This is a genomic window from Rummeliibacillus sp. SL167 (assembly GCF_007896505.1).
In the GTDB taxonomy this organism is placed as follows: domain Bacteria; phylum Bacillota; class Bacilli; order Bacillales_A; family Planococcaceae; genus Rummeliibacillus; species Rummeliibacillus suwonensis.
The window spans coordinates 1056875-1076036 of the sequence record NZ_VCBM01000001.1; the positions used below are offsets into that span (position 1 = coordinate 1056875).

13 protein-coding genes, 2 tRNA genes, 1 pseudogene and 1 riboswitch are annotated in these 19162 nt (G+C 34.6%); of the genes and pseudogenes, 8 read left to right on the top strand and 8 right to left on the bottom strand.

Going from position 1 to position 19162, the window contains the following annotated elements:
- Nucleotides 1-29: 29 nt before the first annotated feature.
- On the bottom strand, nucleotides 30-1307 hold the full coding sequence (locus tag FEZ13_RS04775) for a glycosyltransferase (RefSeq protein WP_255473128.1): 1278 nt from the start codon (nucleotides 1305-1307) through the stop codon (nucleotides 30-32).
- A complete protein-coding gene (locus FEZ13_RS04780) occupies nucleotides 1301-2554 on the bottom strand; it encodes a glycosyltransferase family 4 protein (RefSeq protein ID WP_255473047.1) in 1254 nt (417 codons plus the stop codon). Before FEZ13_RS04780 ends, FEZ13_RS04775 begins: the two co-directional genes overlap by 7 nt.
- A gap of 297 nt (nucleotides 2555-2851) precedes the next feature.
- Here FEZ13_RS04780 and FEZ13_RS04785 point away from each other — a divergent pair, with 297 nt between their 5' ends.
- Entirely contained in the window at nucleotides 2852-3799 is a 948-nt protein-coding gene (locus FEZ13_RS04785) for an LCP family glycopolymer transferase (protein WP_146548810.1), read from the top strand.
- Between the two features lie 271 nt (nucleotides 3800-4070).
- Here the strand turns inward: FEZ13_RS04785 and FEZ13_RS04790 are convergent, their stop codons facing one another.
- On the bottom strand, nucleotides 4071-4742 hold the full coding sequence (locus FEZ13_RS04790; protein WP_146551669.1) for a M15 family metallopeptidase: 672 nt from the start codon (nucleotides 4740-4742) through the stop codon (nucleotides 4071-4073).
- 630 nt (nucleotides 4743-5372) lie between these two features.
- On the opposite strand from FEZ13_RS04790, the pseudogene FEZ13_RS04795 reads away from it, so the two are divergent.
- Both FEZ13_RS04795 and FEZ13_RS04800 read left to right on the top strand, forming a co-directional pair.
- A pseudogene (locus FEZ13_RS04795) lies at nucleotides 5373-6650 on the top strand (IS110 family RNA-guided transposase).
- Between the two features lie 677 nt (nucleotides 6651-7327).
- Nucleotides 7328-8017, top strand: a complete 690-nt coding sequence (locus tag FEZ13_RS04800; RefSeq protein WP_146551670.1) for a DNA alkylation repair protein — start codon at nucleotides 7328-7330, stop codon at nucleotides 8015-8017.
- Nucleotides 8018-8264: 247 nt separating this feature from the next.
- Here FEZ13_RS04800 and FEZ13_RS04805 read toward each other — a convergent pair whose 3' ends face one another.
- Nucleotides 8265-9227 (bottom strand): NAD(P)H-dependent flavin oxidoreductase, encoded by a 963-nt coding sequence (locus FEZ13_RS04805; protein ID WP_146551671.1) that lies wholly within the window; start codon nucleotides 9225-9227, stop codon nucleotides 8265-8267.
- 227 nt (nucleotides 9228-9454) lie between these two features.
- On the opposite strand from FEZ13_RS04805, the gene cbpA reads away from it, so the two are divergent.
- Entirely contained in the window at nucleotides 9455-10099 is a 645-nt protein-coding gene (cbpA, locus tag FEZ13_RS04810) for a cyclic di-AMP binding protein CbpA (RefSeq protein ID WP_255473129.1), read from the top strand.
- Between the two features lie 662 nt (nucleotides 10100-10761).
- Here cbpA and FEZ13_RS04815 read toward each other — a convergent pair.
- Together FEZ13_RS04815 and FEZ13_RS04820 are read right to left on the bottom strand one after the other, a co-directional pair.
- On the bottom strand, nucleotides 10762-12246 hold the full coding sequence (locus FEZ13_RS04815) for a malate:quinone oxidoreductase (protein WP_146551672.1): 1485 nt from the start codon (nucleotides 12244-12246) through the stop codon (nucleotides 10762-10764).
- A gap of 847 nt (nucleotides 12247-13093) precedes the next feature.
- Nucleotides 13094-13276 carry a hypothetical protein gene (locus FEZ13_RS04820; RefSeq protein WP_146551673.1) on the bottom strand — a complete coding sequence of 61 codons (183 nt, stop codon included), beginning with the start codon at nucleotides 13274-13276 and terminating at the stop codon, nucleotides 13094-13096.
- 133 nt (nucleotides 13277-13409) lie between these two features.
- Between FEZ13_RS04820 and pdxR the strand changes: the two genes are divergently transcribed.
- The 4 genes from pdxR to FEZ13_RS04840 all read left to right on the top strand — a co-directional run bounded on the left by pdxR (nucleotide 13410) and on the right by FEZ13_RS04840 (nucleotide 16171).
- On the top strand, nucleotides 13410-14786 hold the full coding sequence (gene pdxR / locus FEZ13_RS04825) for a MocR-like pyridoxine biosynthesis transcription factor PdxR (RefSeq protein WP_146551674.1): 1377 nt from the start codon (nucleotides 13410-13412) through the stop codon (nucleotides 14784-14786).
- Nucleotides 14787-14896: 110 nt separating this feature from the next.
- Nucleotides 14897-14970: transfer RNA gene (locus FEZ13_RS04830), tRNA-Lys, on the top strand.
- A gap of 163 nt (nucleotides 14971-15133) precedes the next feature.
- The gene (locus FEZ13_RS04835) at nucleotides 15134-15793 is read left to right on the top strand and encodes an HAD family hydrolase (protein WP_146551675.1); all 660 of its coding nucleotides are present in this window, start codon (nucleotides 15134-15136) and stop codon (nucleotides 15791-15793) included.
- Nucleotides 15794-16097: 304 nt separating this feature from the next.
- A tRNA-Lys gene (locus FEZ13_RS04840) sits at nucleotides 16098-16171 on the top strand.
- 198 nt (nucleotides 16172-16369) lie between these two features.
- On the opposite strand, the gene metA is transcribed toward FEZ13_RS04840, so the two are convergent.
- Together metA and FEZ13_RS04850 are read right to left on the bottom strand one after the other, a co-directional pair.
- The gene (gene metA / locus FEZ13_RS04845) at nucleotides 16370-17278 is read right to left on the bottom strand and encodes a homoserine O-acetyltransferase MetA (RefSeq protein WP_146551676.1); all 909 of its coding nucleotides are present in this window, start codon (nucleotides 17276-17278) and stop codon (nucleotides 16370-16372) included.
- Between the two features lie 132 nt (nucleotides 17279-17410).
- A riboswitch (SAM riboswitch) is annotated at nucleotides 17411-17520 on the bottom strand.
- Nucleotides 17521-17971: 451 nt separating this feature from the next.
- A complete protein-coding gene (locus FEZ13_RS04850) occupies nucleotides 17972-18421 on the bottom strand; it encodes a hypothetical protein (RefSeq protein WP_146551677.1) in 450 nt (149 codons plus the stop codon).
- Nucleotides 18422-19162 lie beyond the last annotated feature (741 nt).

Genomic DNA, 19162 nt, shown 5'->3' on the forward strand with positions numbered 1-19162 from the left:
AGCACTCCTAGTTGTAAAATTGATAGCTTTTAAGATACTTTGGCATATACATTCACAAACAATTCTTTTTCTTTTTCCCAATTGAACAATTTGCTAGCCTTTCTACTATTTTCACTATATCGAGTTCGTAATGCTTGATTTTCAAGCAATTTGTTGACAGCGTCTGCAATTTCTTGCGGTTTATGTGAGTCTATACAGATTCCCGTTTCTTCTCCTTCAACGACCCTTCGAATCTCAGGAAAATTACAAGCAACAACCGGTATCCCTGCCATCATATATTCGAATAATTTATTGGATGAAGCTGAGTAATGGTTGTAATTTATATTGTTCAACACTTGAAATCCAAGATAGGCATTCTTCGTATATTGAGGCAACTCTTCCAATGGTACTTTGGGTAAGAATTTGACCTTTTCTTCAAGATTCATGTCCTTGACCATTTTCTCCAAGTCTGGTTTTATACGTCCATCCCCTATAAGGACAAGCGTTCCCTCATTAAACATTGGCACTGCTTTGATTAATTTATCTAATCCTCTTCCTGCCTGTATGCCACCTTGATATAGCAAGATTTTTTCATTTTCCGGCAAATGCAGAATCTCATGAAGATCGATTTTATGATTGAAAACTTCTTTTTGTATGAATGGATAATTATGCACTACATTTGGATAAAACCCATATAAAACTTCGTTGTATTTTGCTCTTGTGTGATTTTCAACAATCATAGAATCCATTTTTCGGATAAAAAACTTTTCCATTTTCGCGTATATTGAGCTATCATATCCAGTTCTACTCGTTTGAACTTCATGTGAATCATAAATTAATGGTTTTCTTCTTAATCTCCACTTTGCACATATATAACCTTGTGGTAATGTGTTTAAATCATTGGAATGGTATATATCATAATTTTTCATTCGACCTTTTAAAATCATTCGGATGATAATGCAGCCTCTTACGACCACTGTTTTGAGTCTTGTCTTAATGATTATTCCCCCAAGTAATGTAAGTGGAATAATGATAAATGGGAAAAGATAGGCTAAGAACAGCCATAAGACAAGTGCAACACTACCTACCAGCTTATTTTTTATACAAAATTGGAGTACGGTGAACATAATCGGATATCTTCTAACCCTATATACATTAAAATTGTCATTTCTTTTTTCAACATATTTCATGTCAGGATCATTTGGATCATGTATACAAATAAGATCAACCTTATAGCCCTTCTCTGATAGAGTCGTGCATTCTCGAAGTACTCTAGCATCATTGGTAAAATGATTCCAAACAAACATGCATACATTCTTTTTCATAATTTGATGTCCTTATCTATTCGTTTTAATAATGGTATGGGTTCTGCACTTGGTTCTTCTTTTAGTAAAGAAGTTAAAATTTTGATATTTTTTTCCCATATAAAATGTGATTGGATCAATTTCAAGCCATTACTTGCTGTTTTTTCTCGTAAATCTGGATTATATTTCAATAGCAAAATCTTTTTGACAATTTCGTAAGCGTCTCGTTTTTCTGAAACAAAGCCTGTTTGATATGTTTCTATAATCTCTTTGGAATAACCTGAAACAGCAGCTACAACTGGAATGCCGCTCATCATATAATCGATTAACTTACCCGGCAGCACAGTTTCAAATACTTCATTGTTGTTTAACGAAAGAATGCCCACATCATGTTTTGCATTTAATGCCAAGCACTCTGCCCTTGTGGTTGGATTTACGATTGAAACATTGTGTAATCTGTTTTCTTTTATAAAATGGATCAAATCGTTTTTCTTTTGTCCATATCCAACAATCGTGATTTGAATATGCTGTTTATCTAATTTTCGAATGAGATCTTTTAGAAATTCAACATCTTGAGCAAGTCCTATATTCCCTGTATAAATAACCCGAAAATTTTTATGGAATTTATAGGCTGGCTGTAATTCATATAAACGAGCCGCATTTGGTAAATAGGTGATTTTATCTGGATTGATCTTCGCCTTTTTCACTATATAATCTTTAAAACCGATACTGTTGATAATGATGTGATTCGATTTCTTATATAAGAAGATTTCTAAAAGCGAGAAAAACTTGATGATTAATGCGTTATCAAATACGCCTACTCCCTTTAAGGATTCTGGCCATAAATCTCGAACGTCCAATATAAATTTTGCCCTATACCTCAGTTTTGCAATGAGACCAACAAATGCGATAAAAATTGCTGGCGTCGTAACAAGGACAATATCAAATTTTTGTTTTTGAAAGAGAATAAATAGAAGCATTTTCATCGATATTTCTAGGTAATGGATTAAACGATTCAACATATTCAAAGCATACTTTCTATTTTTCACTTTCACTCGGTGGATTTTCTCTTCATTATCTAAAGACTTGTTATCCCAAAATTTCTTGTCTTCATATATATGCTTATTTGGATAGGACGGTTCAGTTGTTAAAACCGATACATCATACCCTTCTTGTTTTAATAGCTGAAATAGATTTGTCATCCGATTGGCATGACTACCGATTTCAGGGTAAAAATTTTGCGTGATGATCAAGATCCTAGATTTAGACAATTTGAGCATCCTCCTAGCTAACCTTTCTAAATAACCCTTGAAGATAAGATTCGAACTATTGTTCTAATTATTTGGTTACGCGTTAATTGTAGCACAACACTTTACATATTTTGTTAAGCCAATGATTCTTTATTATTAATGGTTTGTAAATTATTATTAATTTTATTAATTACCTCTTCTTTTTTTCATAAAGTAGTCTATTTTAAAAGAAGCCCCTATTATGAAAAAAATGAATAAAATCATTTTTTCATAAAGATTTCATGGCAACAATTTACAAATATTATACGGAGGCACACAATGGCTGTAGAAAGTAGAAGATTTCAAAAAAGGAAAAAAAGAAAGATATGGAAATGGATCGTAGGGATTGTTGTTGTGCTCGCACTTGGCATCAGTGGAGTAGCATTCAGTATGTATAACAGTTTTATGTCTAATATGGAAAAAACACATATTAATATCGACCGCGATCAATCAAAACATCGTATCAAAAAAGTAAATTTCGAAAGAAAAGATCCTTTTTCAATATTGCTTTTGGGTGTCGATGGACGTAGTGGTGAAAATGGGAGATCCGATACAATCATTGTTTTGACAGTAAATCCAAATTCAAAAGATACAAAGATGCTTAGTATTCCTAGAGATACATATACTGAAATTGTTGGTCATCATTCGTATGACAAATTAAATCATGCCTATGCATTTGGTGGCATCAAAATGGCCATGGATTCTGTGGAACAGTTGTTGAATATTCCTATTGATTATGTTGGTGAGATCAATATGGACGGGTTTTCAGATATGATTGACGCAGTTGGGGGAATAACGGTTAATAGTAAACGTGCTTTTGAACAAAATGGTTATCAATTCAAAATTGGTGAAAATCAATTGGATGGTAAAGGAGCTCTTGCGTATGTTCGTAATCGACATGATGACCCTGAAGGTGACTTTGGAAGACAAGAGCGACAAAGACAATTGATATCAGGAATTATTGAAGAAGCTGTTTCTGTAGATAGTTTGTTTAATTATCAAGATATTTTTAACTCATTAGGAAACAATGTTCAAACAAATTTAACCTTCTCGGAAATCATGAAGCTTCAAAAAAATTATAAAGATTCGATTACTCATATTGATCAGTTGCGTTTTGAAAAAGGCGGCGGTGAAATCATTAATGGAATTTGGTATTACAAAATGGATGAAAATGAATTAAAAGAAATTTCCTCAGAATTACGAAAGCATTTAGAATTATCAAAATAGGTTGGTGCTATCTATAAGCCAGTAGATTTCCTATGCTTATAGATAGCTTTTTGATTTCTGCTACAGCTTGCTCGCTTTCCTGTGGGCGAGCCGGTGAGCCTCCTCGCTTCGCTGCGTGGGATCTCCACCTATCTCGCTGTTCCCGCGGTCATTGAATTGACTTCCTGAATCCACACCTTACGCAGAAATGCGCATGCATTTTCGAGAACTCGAGCAAGCCGCAACGAAGATCTATATAAATGGGGTTAAAATTAAATATTAAACACTATTTTCACCAATAAATATGCCTATTTATTTCGTTAAGCATATGTTTTGGCAAAAGCTCATAAAAACCAATGTATTTTTTCAGTTCTTTCCTAACGACTTGGTCATTCACGCGATATCCTTCTTTTAACATGGCTATTTTAAGACCAAATGTCATTTGTAGGTGTGGATAGTCTTTAAAGTCTTCCCAATCACCACCCCAATCGAATCCAAGTTTCTTTGCCATATCTGCCACTTCAAACCAATCAGATTCCCCATTTTTATTGCCATCGTAGTCAATATCCCAAATGATAGTACCATTCGAATCCAAAAGTGCATAATCGAATGCTAATCCATAATTATGAAAAGACTCCCCTGCTTTTTTATGAGTAACGATATTTCCAGTTGTTGTCCTTCCTTGTTCATACAATTGCTTTTGTTTTTCAAATGTTCGGATTCCTTCTGTTATAACAACATCGATCTTTTGATTTGCTGCTTTGTTTATTAATATATTTTTTCTTTCTTCTACGATGGGATTTAGTTGTGACGGAATTGGCGCATCTTTTCCTAGATAAACATATCGTTTATCTTTTCTCTCTTCTTGTATGTCCGGAATAACATTAATGCTTAATATCACCATAAGGAAAAATAGAATGACGACACTCCAAATAATATATAGTTGATTTTTTTTGTTCTTCATATTTATTGATGTTCTCCTCGATGTAATCCCATTTAGTATGAATAATTTGTTATTTTTCATTCTTTTTAGAACATTTTAATGGCTAATAAAAATTTTTTATCATATGAATTAAGATGTGTTGATGATCCAATTTTGCCCACAAAAATAGAGAATATTCGCTGATTTACGCCACAGTCCTTGCTTTTTTTGTGGGATATTGAATGGACCTCACTGAGCGGACCATATGAAATATGTATGCATTTTCGAGGACTTAAGCAAGCCTGATCTATATAAATAGAGCTAAAAATACAATGTTTTTAAAATGACACCAAATATTTTTTCTTAATCGACAATCCTGAGAAAAGATCATTTAAATATTCATATTTTTTATCAGGCGTGTTGATTATCCAATTTTCTCCATGAAGATAGGGAGAATTCGTTGATTTCCGCTACGGCTTGCTCGCTTTCCTGCGGGCGAGCGCTGAGCCGCTTCCTTCGCTACGCTCGTGCAGGGTCTCAACTGTCTCGCATTTTCCGCGGGAGCATTCCTGTTTAGAAAGTTTTCAAGGTATTGCAAATAAAAATGTCCTCTAGTAGAATGCATGTGTATCAACCATCACATCAATCACATACATCTACTGGAGGACATATATGAATCGTAATATGAATGAGAAAATTAATCAAGTCAATGAAGACACTTTAGTGATTGGAATTGATATTGCTAAGCGTAAACACTATGCTTGTGCGATGGATGATCGTGGACGCGTGTTACAAAAATCGTTTCCTTTTCATCAATCAAGTGATGGATTTATGCACTTTTTACAGCGGATCGGTACTTTACAGACAACACACGCTAAATCTAATATCCTTGTTGGCTTTGAGCCCACTGGTCACTATTGGATGAACTTAGCGGACTTTTTGATGGTAAATGATATCCCTTTTGTGATGGTTAATCCGATGCATGTCAGTCGCACCAAAGAATTGGACGATAACCTTCAAACGAAAAACGATGCGAAAGATGCCCGTGTCATTGCTCAACTCATCCGTGATGGTCGATACAGTTTTCCACGAATTCTACAAGGCGTGGAAGCAGAGCTTCGCAATGGCTCCTCTTTCCGCTTAAAATGGCAGGAAGATATAGCTGCACTGAAAAATCGCATCATTCGTTGGACAGATCGTTATTTCCCTGAATTTCAATGGGTCTTTAAAGAAATAGGGAAAAATGCTTTAGCTGTTCTGGAGCAAACCCCTTTTCCAACAGATATGCAAGATAAAAGTTTAGAGGAATTATTACAACTCTATCGACAAGTAGAAGGATTAAAATATCCTTCTTCTCCAAAAATAAAACAATTACAACAATATGCCCATACCTCTATTGGCCTATCTGAAGGGCATGAAATGGCTCGTTTCGAGATTCACTGTCTTCTCGAACAATACAGACAATTACAGGCACAATACGAGGTGTTAGCTGAGCGTTTAACACAATTAGCTAAAGAAATGACGGATTACGAATATCTTCTGTCTATCCCTGGTGTCGGTGAAAATACGGTAGTCGAACTACTAGCTGAAACAGGTCCTCTCACAAATTACAAGCACCCACGCCAATTATTAAAATTAGCGGGGTTAACTTTACGAGAGAACTCTTCAGGACAACATAAAGGACAAAAGAAGATTTCTAAACGTGGTAGAAGAAAACTACGTGGCCTCTTATTTCGAGCCATTCTACCCATGATTCGTTATAACGTTGCCTTTCAAGCCTTGTACGAGTACTATATTACACGCCCTAATAACCCATTGAGAAAGAAAGAAGCGATGGTCGTTCTTTGTGGGAAATGACTAAAAATCGCCCATGCGCTTTGTCAGAAAAAGGTGTACTTTGATGCGCAAACCATGATGAAGGACCTCACTTGTCTGGAACCGTTAGCGTAACTTTTCTTCAAGAAAATTCATGACAATAAGATGACACAGAGAAGCAGGCGCTATAAACGACAATAGACCTTGAGTCCCAGCGGGAGCAAACCAGCCGCCTCTGCCTTATGAATAGACCGAACGAAGGAATGTACGCGCTAGACGCCAAGAGACATGGGAGGGTACGTCATCATAAGCATCGCAGAGATCTAATGTGCATCAAATAATGGCAATAGAGTTAATTCATTTCCAATTAACTTTAGCGTAGCGTACACTGACATTGTTATTTATTTAAACAAATGGGAATATCAAACTGGGTCTCACTCTATCTTAGCCAAGAAAAAATTTTTTTCACACGAAAAAACTCTAGCAAACGTTGATATAACAACATTTTAAGAGGGAGTCGAGCAAGCCTCCGCTCCAATCTACATAAATGGAACGAAAAATACATGTTTTTTTAAGAATTATATCAAAAATATTCCCTAATTTCTGCCTAATCAACACGCCTGATTTTTTATATTTGGCATTATAAAATTGATTCCTTCATTTAAAATGAAGAAAAAATTCATATTGTTGAAGACTTTCACTAGGCGAGACAAATTAATCAGGTCTATACTGAAAGAAGATCCTTTGTTTGTGATTTGTTTCTTGATATGGGGATCATAGTTCTAGTTGTTACAGATGAAAAGAGGGATGAAATGAAAAATATGATACAAAAGCGTTTATTTGAATGGCAAGATTTAAACTATCAAGAATTTAATGCAAAATTACTGCCAACGGTTGATAAAGAAAAGATTATCGGTGTTCGTCTTCCTACCATGCGTAAAATCGCAAAAGAATTAGCGAAAGGGGACGTACATACATATTTATCCACTTGGAACGATGATTATTATGAAGAAACAATGCTTAGGGGGATGGTTATCGGCTATGCAAAGTTAGATTTTGAATGGCAATTAAAATATATTGCAGAATTTATACCGCATATTGACAATTGGGCAGTTTGCGATAGTTTTTGTACAGGACTAAAAGGAACAAAAAAACATCAAAATGAAATGTGGCAATTTTTACAGTCTTATGCTGCTTCATCTGAAGAATACAATGCTCGTTTTGCAGCTGTTATGCTTTTAAACTATTTTATAGATGAATTGTTTATCCACAAAACTTTAATGTTACTGGACTCCATTCAAAATGAAAAATTCTATACGCAAATGGCCGTTGCATGGGCGATTTCTGTTTGCTATATGAAATTTCCTGAAATAACGGAAACTTATTTGAAAACAAGTACACAAGATCATTTTACTTACAATAAAGCTCTCCAAAAAATTATTGAATCAAAACAAATTGATAAAGATACAAAAGAAAAGATGCGCACGATGAAGAGAAAATAAAGTGAAGCTTCTATCAGTGGTTTTCTCCGTCCACCATTTATCTTTCTCGTTTCTCTCTATATCTTGAGATGGGTGTCTTACTGCCCGTTAAAGTGAGATAAAGTGAGATTTTCTTCATCCGCGCTGTATACGAGTAGAATCAAAATCAATCGGATCCATACTGCAGTGATCCCCACTAATTCTCCGCTTGTTAGTTGTATTTCGATGTGGGGATCATACTTCCCGTTAATATGGGATAAATCATTTCTTATTGCTTTTCGACCACTTTTTGAATACTTTCATGATACTCAGCCTTTAACCTTTCAACTAACTCAGCAACCGGCAATATTTCATGAATGCCACCAACTCCATGTCCAGCACTCCAGATATCTTTCCAGGCCTTGGTCTCCCCTTCAGCCTTGTGTAAGATTTCTAGTTGTTTAGGTTTTTCTAATGTTGCTGGATCTAAACCTGCATTTAAAATACTTTTTAAAAGAAAGTTTGCATGCACACCGCTAAGTTTATCTGTATAAATAATATCCCCTGCCTGTGCTTCTAGCAGCATCTTTTTATAGGCTTTGTTCGCTAAGGATTCTTTTGTTGCGATAAAACGTGTACCCATATAAGCAAAATCAGCACCTATTACCTGTGCAGCTAAAATATCTTGCCCATATGTGATTGCACCTGATAAAATGACCATTCCATCGAAAAATTGTTTTACTTCGTGTACAAATGCCATCGGATGTAATGTACCACCATGACCACCTGCACCATTACAGACAAGAATAAGTCCATCAATTCCTGCTTCCGCAGCTTTTTTAGCATGTTGAATACTAATGACATCAGAGAATACCAGTCCGCCATATTCATGCACGATTTTTGTGATATCAGTTGGTTTTCCTAACGATGTAATAACAACTGGTGGTTGGTATTTTTTGATCAGTTTAATGTCAGCCTCATAGCGATCATTAGACTTATGCACGATTAGATTAACTCCCCAAGGCGCAACCTTTGAAGTTGTTTTTTGTGCTTCCGCTAATTGTGTTGTAATCGCTTGCATCCACTCTTCTAAAGTCTCACTTGTTCTAGCATTTAATACGGGGAAAGTTGTGACCACTCCTGATTTGCACCCTTCTACTACGAGTTCAATACTAGAGACTAAAAACATAGGCGCCACAATAACCGGTAAATCTAACCTTTTAAATTGTTCTTTCACAATCTTCTTCAGCATATCATCCTATCCTTTCCAAAATAAATCAATCACGATACTGCACAAAGTAGAAAATCCTACACATAAAGGCAAATAAGATAGCATTTAAAAGAATGGCTATCATTTTCTCTAAAATGTATGATGTTTTTTCGAATATATGCTCAATCCCATACATACTGTAGCCTGTATGATCTGATACAAATTATCGCCTACTATTTAGGAGGAGCTGACATGATTGTCAAACAAAGATATGTAAAAAAAGTGAAGTTGTTTTTTGTAAGGAGACGGATCTTGCTTCATCTGTATTAGAGAAACTTTATGCTTCCGGTTATAGATGTATCCCCGTTTTAGATAAAAATATGGAAAAATTTATTGGCAATGTATATAGAGTTGATATCCTTGAATATCAAAAGAAACATGGTGCTCAAGATGTGCAAATTGCAGAGTTAGCGATCGATCAGGATGGGACCATCAATATGGAAAGTCCATTTTATAAAGTTTTTTTCAAGATTAAACGACTTCCCTATCTTGCAGTTATAGATGAATATGACAATTTTTATGGTATCCTTACCCACTCTAAAATATTTGAGCTGTTAGAAGAGGCTTGGGGGTACAAAACCGGAAGCTGCGCTTTAACCATTGCAATTCCCGTTGCTGAAGGTATTCTCGTCAAAACACTCTCACTAATTCGAAAAAAATGGCCAGTTCAATGTGTTTTCTCCATCGACGATGACGATTGGTATTTAAGACGAGTGATAATTACACTTGATAAAGGAGCAAATCAGCAAACTGTAAAAGAAATTGAAAGCATCCTCTATAAAGTCGGTACTCGCCTCGTTGATATAGAAGTATTCGATGAGGAAGAATTCCATAAAAAAAGAAAAATAATTTGATCAGGTACGTTGATTATCCAATTTTCTCCATAAAGTATTTATTCGCCCTTTGAGACAATTTATTCGCTCTCTCAAAGGATTTATTCGCTCTTTCCGCAGGACATTGGATTGTTTTTTTATCGAATATGTGCTACACAAAAGGAACAAGCAAGCCGCAGCGAAGATCTATATAAATGGTCCGAAAAATACAGGTTTTGTCAAAAATTACGCCACAGACAACCTAATTTTTGTCAAATCAACACGCGTGTAATTTGATCTTTTGAGTGAACGCATTTAACAATGAAGGCAACTGATCAACTGAAGGCAACAGAATTATCCAAAAAGCAGAAAAATACAATTCAATGTCCAATTAAATTATCAGGCGTGTTGATTAGAAGAAATCAGGAAAATATATTTGACATAATCCTTAAAAAACATGTATTTTTTAGTTTCATTTATGTAGATTGAAATTAGCCATAGTGGAAACAAACAAATCCCTCCATTTTTTATAGAAAAAATCGGATCATCACCACGCCTGATAGATATATTAAAAAAGAAAAAGTTATTCTCAGTAGTGTCTAAAGGCATATAAAAAAGAACCTTCAATCTAAAATTAGATCAAAGGTTCTATATTGGATTTCAATCATATTCTAATGACTTATTTCGTTCTCTAAATAAAATTTTTATTTTTCAGTTAAACCAAGCGCTTGTGCTGTTGAAGTGTGAATTTCATCGATAAGCTCTGGATGTTCCACTAATGCTAAGCCGTAAGAAGGAATCATTTCTTTGATTTTTGATTCCCATTCTTTTGCATGTTGTGGGAAACATTTTTTAACTACCTCAAGCATAACAAAAACAGCAGTAGAAGCACCTGGAGAAGCACCTAGTAATGCGGCAATTGAGCCATCAGCACCCGTAATAACTTCTGTACCAAATTGAAGTGTTCCTTTACCGCCAGCAGCAGTATCTTTAATAACTTGTACACGTTGCCCCGCTACGACAATATCCCAATCTTCACTTTTCGCATTTGGAACAAATTCTTTTAATTCTTCAATACGTTGTTCTTTTGATAGCATAAGTTGTTGCACCAAGTATTTTGTTAATGACATGTTCTTTGCACCTGCCGCTAACATTGTAAATACATTATTCGGTTTCACAGAACCTATTAAATCAAAATTTGAACCCGTTTTCAAGAATTTTGGTGAGAAACCAGCAAATGGTCCAAATAGCAATGATTTTTTGTTATCGATATATCGTGTATCAAGATGCGGAACAGACATTGGAGGAGCACCAACAGCAGCTTTTCCGTATACTTTTGCATGATGTTGAGCAATAACTTCCGGATTGTTACATACTAAGAATAATCCGCTTACTGGGAATCCACCAACATGTTTGCTTTCAGGAATACCTGTTTTTTGTAGTAGAGGAAGAGCACCTCCACCACCGCCGATAAAGACGAATTTTGCTGCATGGTATTCTATTTGACCGCTAGCATTACGCACTTTTAACTCCCATAAGCCATCGCTTGTACGTTTAATATTCTCAACTTTATGTTTATAGTTGACTTCGACGTTTTTACGTTTTAAATGTTCAAACAACATACGTGTCAAAGCACCAAAGTTAACATCGGTTCCAGAGTCGATTTTTGTTGCTGCTATAGGTTCGTTTGATTTACGGTCTGTCATAATAAGTGGAATCCATTCCAACAATTTTTCTGGATCATCAGAAAATTCCATTCCTTGGAATAGAGGATTATTTGAAAGCGCTTCAAACCTTTTTTTCAAAAATGCAACATTTTTTTCACCTTGTACTAAACTCATATGAGGGATCGGCATGATGAAATCATGCGGATTTTGAATTAGATTACTTTTTACAAGATAAGACCAAAATTGTCTTGAAAGTTGGAACTGTTCATTAATTTTGATTGCTTTGCTAATATCTATGGAGCCGTCTGGTTTTTCGACTGTGTAGTTAAGCTCACACAATGCCGAATGTCCTGTTCCCGCATTATTCCATTCGTTAGAACTTTCCTCTCCTGCTTTATCGAGCTTTTCAAACACTTTAATTTTCCAATCTGGCGCTAGTTCTTTCAAGAGTGTTCCCAAAGTAGCACTCATGATCCCGGCACCAATTAAGATAACATCTGTTGTAGTTTGTCTGTTACTCATTTTTTACCTTCCTCTTCCTTATACCCTAAGATTTGCAGAAAGGATGTAGGCACACCTGTTTAGGGACTACAGCAAACAAGGCACCGCCCAGTCACATACCTTTTCTGTATCAATTACAACCTTACCATAGTGTATCATAATTAATTATAGATTAAAATATCTTCTATTATAACACAGCTATAAGTTGTTTTAAATGGTGAAAAAAAGGAAAAAGTCATCTAGCCATTATAGAATTGCATAAAAAACATAACAAATGTCCTAGCTTTTTACAAAGGGCAAGACTACCTATTGAACCACCATTTCTTCATTCCACTATACCAACTAATTTCCATCTCCTCTATTATAACCAATGGGATTTTCCTAATCTTTTTTATCAGTTCTGTTTTGTCGACTTTTAACTTAGATCTTCCACTCCAAATGTGTACGCTTTTTTCTTACTAATATGGAATATTTCATCCCCCATTTTCTCTAAAATCTCCTGTAATATGAATCCGCACAGAATAAAATAACTCTTGTCCTGCATAAGCTCTAAAAATAATGTCAATTAGTCATGTGAATTATTCACTTATATAATGAAGCTTCGCACATAAGAATAGAGGTTTGCTAGCTGCTGATGTTGATGGAAATAAAATTTAATAATTATGTAAAGTTCCATAATTTATTGAAAAATTTATTGTATAATAGAATAATATATATTCCATTTTTATTGCATCACCATACCATTTGCATAGTATGAAAAAACTTCGCCTGTTGGCATTATGTATAAAGTGAAGCTTCCATCAGTGGAGAACACTGAAAAACTATAGAATCTCTATTTCATTGATAAAAATCCATCTTTTCTTTAATTTTATGAACTAAAAAGATTATTTTTATCATTTTTTTGAAGATGCATTGACTTTTTCAGTGGTCTCCCATCAGTGGGGGGTTCTTCATCCCCCGCTGATCTAGAGGAACTCAGGTTAAAAGCGCTACGTCCTGTGACAACACCTGAGGGATCAACATCCTGCCCGTCCAAGCCAATCGAACGCATGCGGCAGTTCATCCCCATCTATCTTTCTCATTTTTGTCTATATCTTGAGATGGGGAAGCTTTACTACCCGGAATAAAATCCAAAACATTATTTATGTATAGGATTTAATTATAACTAAAGAAAGGATGGTTCAATGAGATCTTTGGAATTTCAATTCATAAAAGGAACACCAAAATATCAACAAATTTATTTTCATATTAAAGAGTTAATCCTGAACAAATCTTTACATGCAAATACTAAACTGCCATCCATTCGCCAATTATCAAATGATTTACGAGTCAGTCGTAGCACGATAGTATCTTCTTTTAACCAACTATTAGCGGAAGGATATATACGCAGTGAAGGGAGAAAAGGATACTTTGTAAATCCCGTTAAGAAAAAACAAATTCAATGGAAAACAAGTAACTCCATCATTATTCGCAAACAAATACCGATCTATAAAATAAAATTTCAGCCAACTGCTGTCGATCAGGAATCTTTTCCATTAGCCAAATGGCGACAATGTACAAACTTGGCAATGGAGCAACCTTTTATCTATTCAAAGGATCATTACCAAGGAGATCCATTTCTAAGGCAACAACTTTCTTTTTATTTGTTAAAGTCAAGAAAAATCGATACAAATGCGCATTCCATTATTATAGGGAGCAGCAAACAGGAATTGTTTATGAAAATTGGTTTATTAGTAAAAAATGATTTTCATACTATTATCTGTGAAGATCCTGGCTCTGAAACGGCACGTAGATTCAGTTCTTTGTTTGATTTCGACATTTTGCCAATGCCCTTTTCGTCAAAAGGCACGCTTTTAAAGCAATTGCCAGAGACAAACCATCATATTTTCTATACGACACCATCTCATCAATTTCCAACTGGTGTAACAATGCCTATCTATGAACGTCAACGTTTGATTGAGTGGGCTTATCATACAGATAGTTTTATCATTGAAGATGATCATGACAGCGAATTTCGTTATTCACAACAACCTATTCCTGCTTTAGCGTCTCAAGATTTGAATCGTGTCATATATCTAGGAAGTTTCGCTGAATCATTTTTACCAACATTGAAAATTAGCTATATAATTCTTCCTCAAAAGTTACTGAAAGCTTATCATCACTCTTTTTCAAATATGGAGCAAACTACTTCTTCGATCCATCAAAGAGCTATGGCTATTTTTATGGAAAATGGTTTTTGGGAATCACATATTCGAAGAATGAAATCTATATATAAGAGAAAAATGGAGATATTAACTACTGCATTACAACAAGCATTTTCAGATGACATTGAAATTCTAGGAAAAGAATCAGGACTTTATGTATTATTACGTATTCGAAACGGTTACACAGAACAACAATTGATCCAAAGAGCTGCTGAAAATGGTGTAAAAGTGTACGCTGCTTCTCGTTTTTTCATTAAAAGGAAGCCAAAATATCCATTGATTCAATTAGGCTTTGGTGGTAATACAGAAGAAGAAATCTTAAAAGGAATCGAATTATTGCAAAAAGCATGGAACTAATCATGTATATCATGTTTCATCATTCGCTTTTCTAAAAAAACAAATTTCCTTAGTTTGCCTGTTGACATTATTAAAATGTAGCGTTATTATAATAAATGTCTTAAAGTAAAGGGCGTATGGCGCAATTGGCTAGCGCACCTGACTCTTAATCAGGGGGTTGTGGGTTCGACCCCCACTACGCCCATATTTGAAAGGACATCATCTATTGAGATGGTGTCCTTTTCTTTTTCATGCTACAGAAACGTTCTATATATTTGTAAATATTTTCTCATAAAAAGCCAAAGATAGAACGTCATATGATATACTTTATTCAATCAATCATCAATAAGAAAAAGAGAGGTTGAAGCATGCAGATTAAAAATCTAATTTTTGACTTTGATGGCACACTTGCAGATTCAAGGCAATGTAGTGTACTAGCCACGCAACAAGCTTTTATCGAATTTGGTTTAAAGAAACCGAGCGAAAAACAGATTGAATATTATATGGGTGTTCCCATTGAAGTATCCTTTAAAAAAATGGCAACTACAGGTTTCACGGATGAATCGTTTGAAAAATTGCTTACTATCTTCCGACAAGCCTACAAGAATTTAGAGAATAAAACGCTCTCTACATTTCCAAATATACCAAATGTATTAGAAAGTATAGCCTCAAGCGGTAAGCAGCTTTTTGTTGTATCAAGCAAAAAGTCGGATGTACTTCTTCGTAACTTACAAACACTCAATATCAATACATATTTTAAAGATATTATTGGTTCTGATAAAGTGACACATTATAAGCCTCATCCAGAAGGTATTTTAAAACTAATGGATTTTTATCAATTAAATGCAGATGAAACGGTAATGATCGGTGATACTATTTTCGATTTGCAAATGGCGAAATCCGCAAATGTTTTTTCATGTGGAGTAACATGGGGAAGCCATAGCAAAGAAGCTTTACAGGAGGAACGATCAACATTTTTAGTTGATGAAGTAAACCAATTAGCCATGTTAGAAGAATTATGGTTATAACAATTTAGAAGTTCACATTGTTGGATATTCTAGTGATACTTGTTATTGAAGTATTTACATAGCAACCTTTAAAAGATTTGATATTCGTTTGAACGGATTATTTGTTGTTAGATTTCACTACGTGTTTTCTATTCATCACAATATGCCAATCGAACAAAACAAGCTTATCAAGGCGTTTTCCCCCACCTATTGATTTGAATCTTGAAATATGAACTACTTCCTACCAATTAATATGTGAAAAAAATAGCTAATCCCTTTACATTATATAAATATAGTGATATGATAGTTAATGTCTTAAAACAAAGGGCGTATGGCGCAATTGGCTAGCGCACCTGACTCTTAATCAGGGGGTTGTGGGTTCGACCCCCACTACGCCCATACTGGAAGGACATCATCCATTCGATGATGTCCTTTTGTTTCTCATTCATGCAGAAATAAGCTTAACCATCTCCCATATCCTCTTCAACACAATCTTTTTCATCAATGTTAGCTCTAATTCTTTAGATATTAAAATAGAACATAAAAATACCGCTGTAAGAAATCGAATAACTTACAACGGATTTTTTACCATTACCTTCATTCCCATTCATAAGGTGTTTCTTGGTATACATAATAATTTAACCAGTTTGAAAATAATAGATGTGTATGTGCACGCCAAGTATTTAAAGGTGTTTTTGATGGATCATCATTTGGGAAATAATGTTTTGGAATAGGAACATCTAACCCCTTTGCTACATCTCTCTCATATTCTTCTTTTAACGTGCAGGCGTCATATTCTAAGTGACCCGTTACCATGATAAATCTTTCATCCTTTGAAATCGCTATAAAAAGCCCTGCCTCATCTGAAGAAGATAGTACCACTAAATCTGGATGTGCCTCCACTTCTTTAAGAGAAACTGAAGTATGACGTGAATGTGGAGCTGTAAACACATCATTAAAACCTCGTAATAGTTTAATGGTTGAATCATTTACCGTGTGCTTAAAAATACCTGAGCATTTTTCTGGTAGAAGGAATTTTCCAATCCCAAAATGATGATAAAGGGCAGCTTGTGCACCCCAGCATATATGCAAAGTTGATGTCACATTTGTTTTGGACCAATCCATGATTTGTTTGATCTCTTCCCAAAAATCGACTTCTTCAAATTCCATTAACTCAATTGGCGCACCCGTAATAATTAGTCCATCAAATCGACGGTGTTTTACTTCTTCGAATGTTGTATAAAATGTTTCTAGATGTGATTTACTTACATTTTTAGACTCATGAGTTGCTGTATTTAAAAATGTTACATTCGTTTGTAATGGCGTATTCCCTAATAGCCTAAGAAGTTGCAATTCTGTTTTCTCTTTTTGAGGCATTAAATTTAAAATAGCAATATTTAGCGGACGGATATTTTGACTTTTGGAACGATCTTCATCCATTACGAATATCTTCTCTTTCTTTAATAATTCTGTAGCAGGCAAATCTTTAGGGATATTAATAGGCATTCATAAACTCTCCTTTTTACTATCATTAATCAGCAAGCCGCTCATTAACGTATTCATCTACCGTATTGAGACATTTTCTCTAAACGAAAACCCCTTTTCTATGATAAGAAAAGAGGTTTGAAATGCACTCAATTCTTATCTTTCAAGACTGTCATCTGTCTTGTAGGACTTAGCACCTTTCTGCTAGGCAGAGGTTGCTGAAGCTTCGCTGGGCCATTTCCCTCGGCTTCTCTTGATAAGTGTGTTTTATGTAATTAATGTAATCCTAACATGGAAATGCTACAATTGCAAACTTTCACGAAATTAGAAACAATCAATAAACATTGATATATAAAGCTTTTTAAAACCATCAGCTTTATATGATCTAAAACATCAGAAGGTGTCAAGAAAGTATTTTTTGCATCATGCATAAGTAAATCAATTTCATAATGCAAAATTCAGACGAAAAACACGAACATTTCAACATGAACATTAATATTCAGAAATTTTTGTTCCGCTCCAGACGGCGCTTTCCACGGGCTTGGCTTCAATCTCCTCGTCACTACGTTCCTGCGGGGCTTTCAGCTCAAGCTTTTCCCGTAGGAGTCGCCGTCTTCCGCTCCATAACTATCAAAATTAGTTATTCTTAAATGTTCGTATTTTTTAAGAAGAAAATGATTTATGAAATTGATTCAAGTATGTATTAAATTAATTTTAAATACCCATATGATAAATATAATATTTTTTAGTTAATAATTTTTTTGAACAATCAATAGCTTTTTCAAGATTATTCATTATCTTTCTTCTATTAAAAAATTCATTATTAAAAGTGAATTCATCTGGTTTATCTTCTATTAACTCTTTCCATAATGAAAATGTTTTTATTAACTTTTCGGCAGATTCATCAATGAATAGACTATCACCACATCTACTATACCCATCCATTTTAGGGAAGCTACTCTTACTTGGATTTATACAAGGTACATCATCTAATTCATTTTCACCTAAATGCTCATATATATAATCAATAAAATCATCATCAATTATAAAACTTTCAATCACATATTGATTATAACTATCTCTATCATCTTCACTTGGGTAAAAAGCATTCACTAATTTCTTATCTATAGTATTTGGAATCAAGAAAAATTTATGGGGAATCATACAGTCACTCCTGCATTTATAAATAGTTAAATTATATAATTTATGGTAACACAATAAAATATAAAGATCATTTACTTTAAACCTTTAAAGCTAAAACTTTTGTATATACTTAATCTTGCTATGATTAGGTATCCCTTTTCGCCAGTTAATCTCCTGTTTTCCAAATCCAGCTGGTGGTGGGTCACCAACTTTAAGTTGGTACCACTTACTACGTAAACATCCTTTTCAGTAAATCAATTTCAGCAATCATATCTTTATCAACCTCAGCAACTCATTCCATTTTTTAGCAACTCCATCTCCCTGCTGATCAAATATTTTTATAAACAAATTTTTCAGAATCATTAAACGTATAATCTAATAACTTTTAGTCAAAGATGGGAGTAGACGGCTCCACACCGTCTTTAAACTCCCTTTTCGCACGTTTGATAATTCAAACGTGTTTTTTATTTTTGAACTACATTAATACAATCATATAAAACACCACCGTAATTGTGCCGTGCCCTGTTTATAAACGCGCCAGTCAAGCTCTTAGTGTTTTTCACACGTATGAAAGCATGCTTCATCACTTATTCAACTTTCTTATGATTTTAAAGATGCTCTCTCTAAGCTATTGAAAAGAAATTCCGCCGCATTAATCAGTTTGTTAGCTGTAATGAAACTTATAATGTACAAGTCTGGATCAAGTATCACAGGGAAGATGGTCAGTTTGTTTGCGTACATAGAAAGTGCCTCTTCTAGACT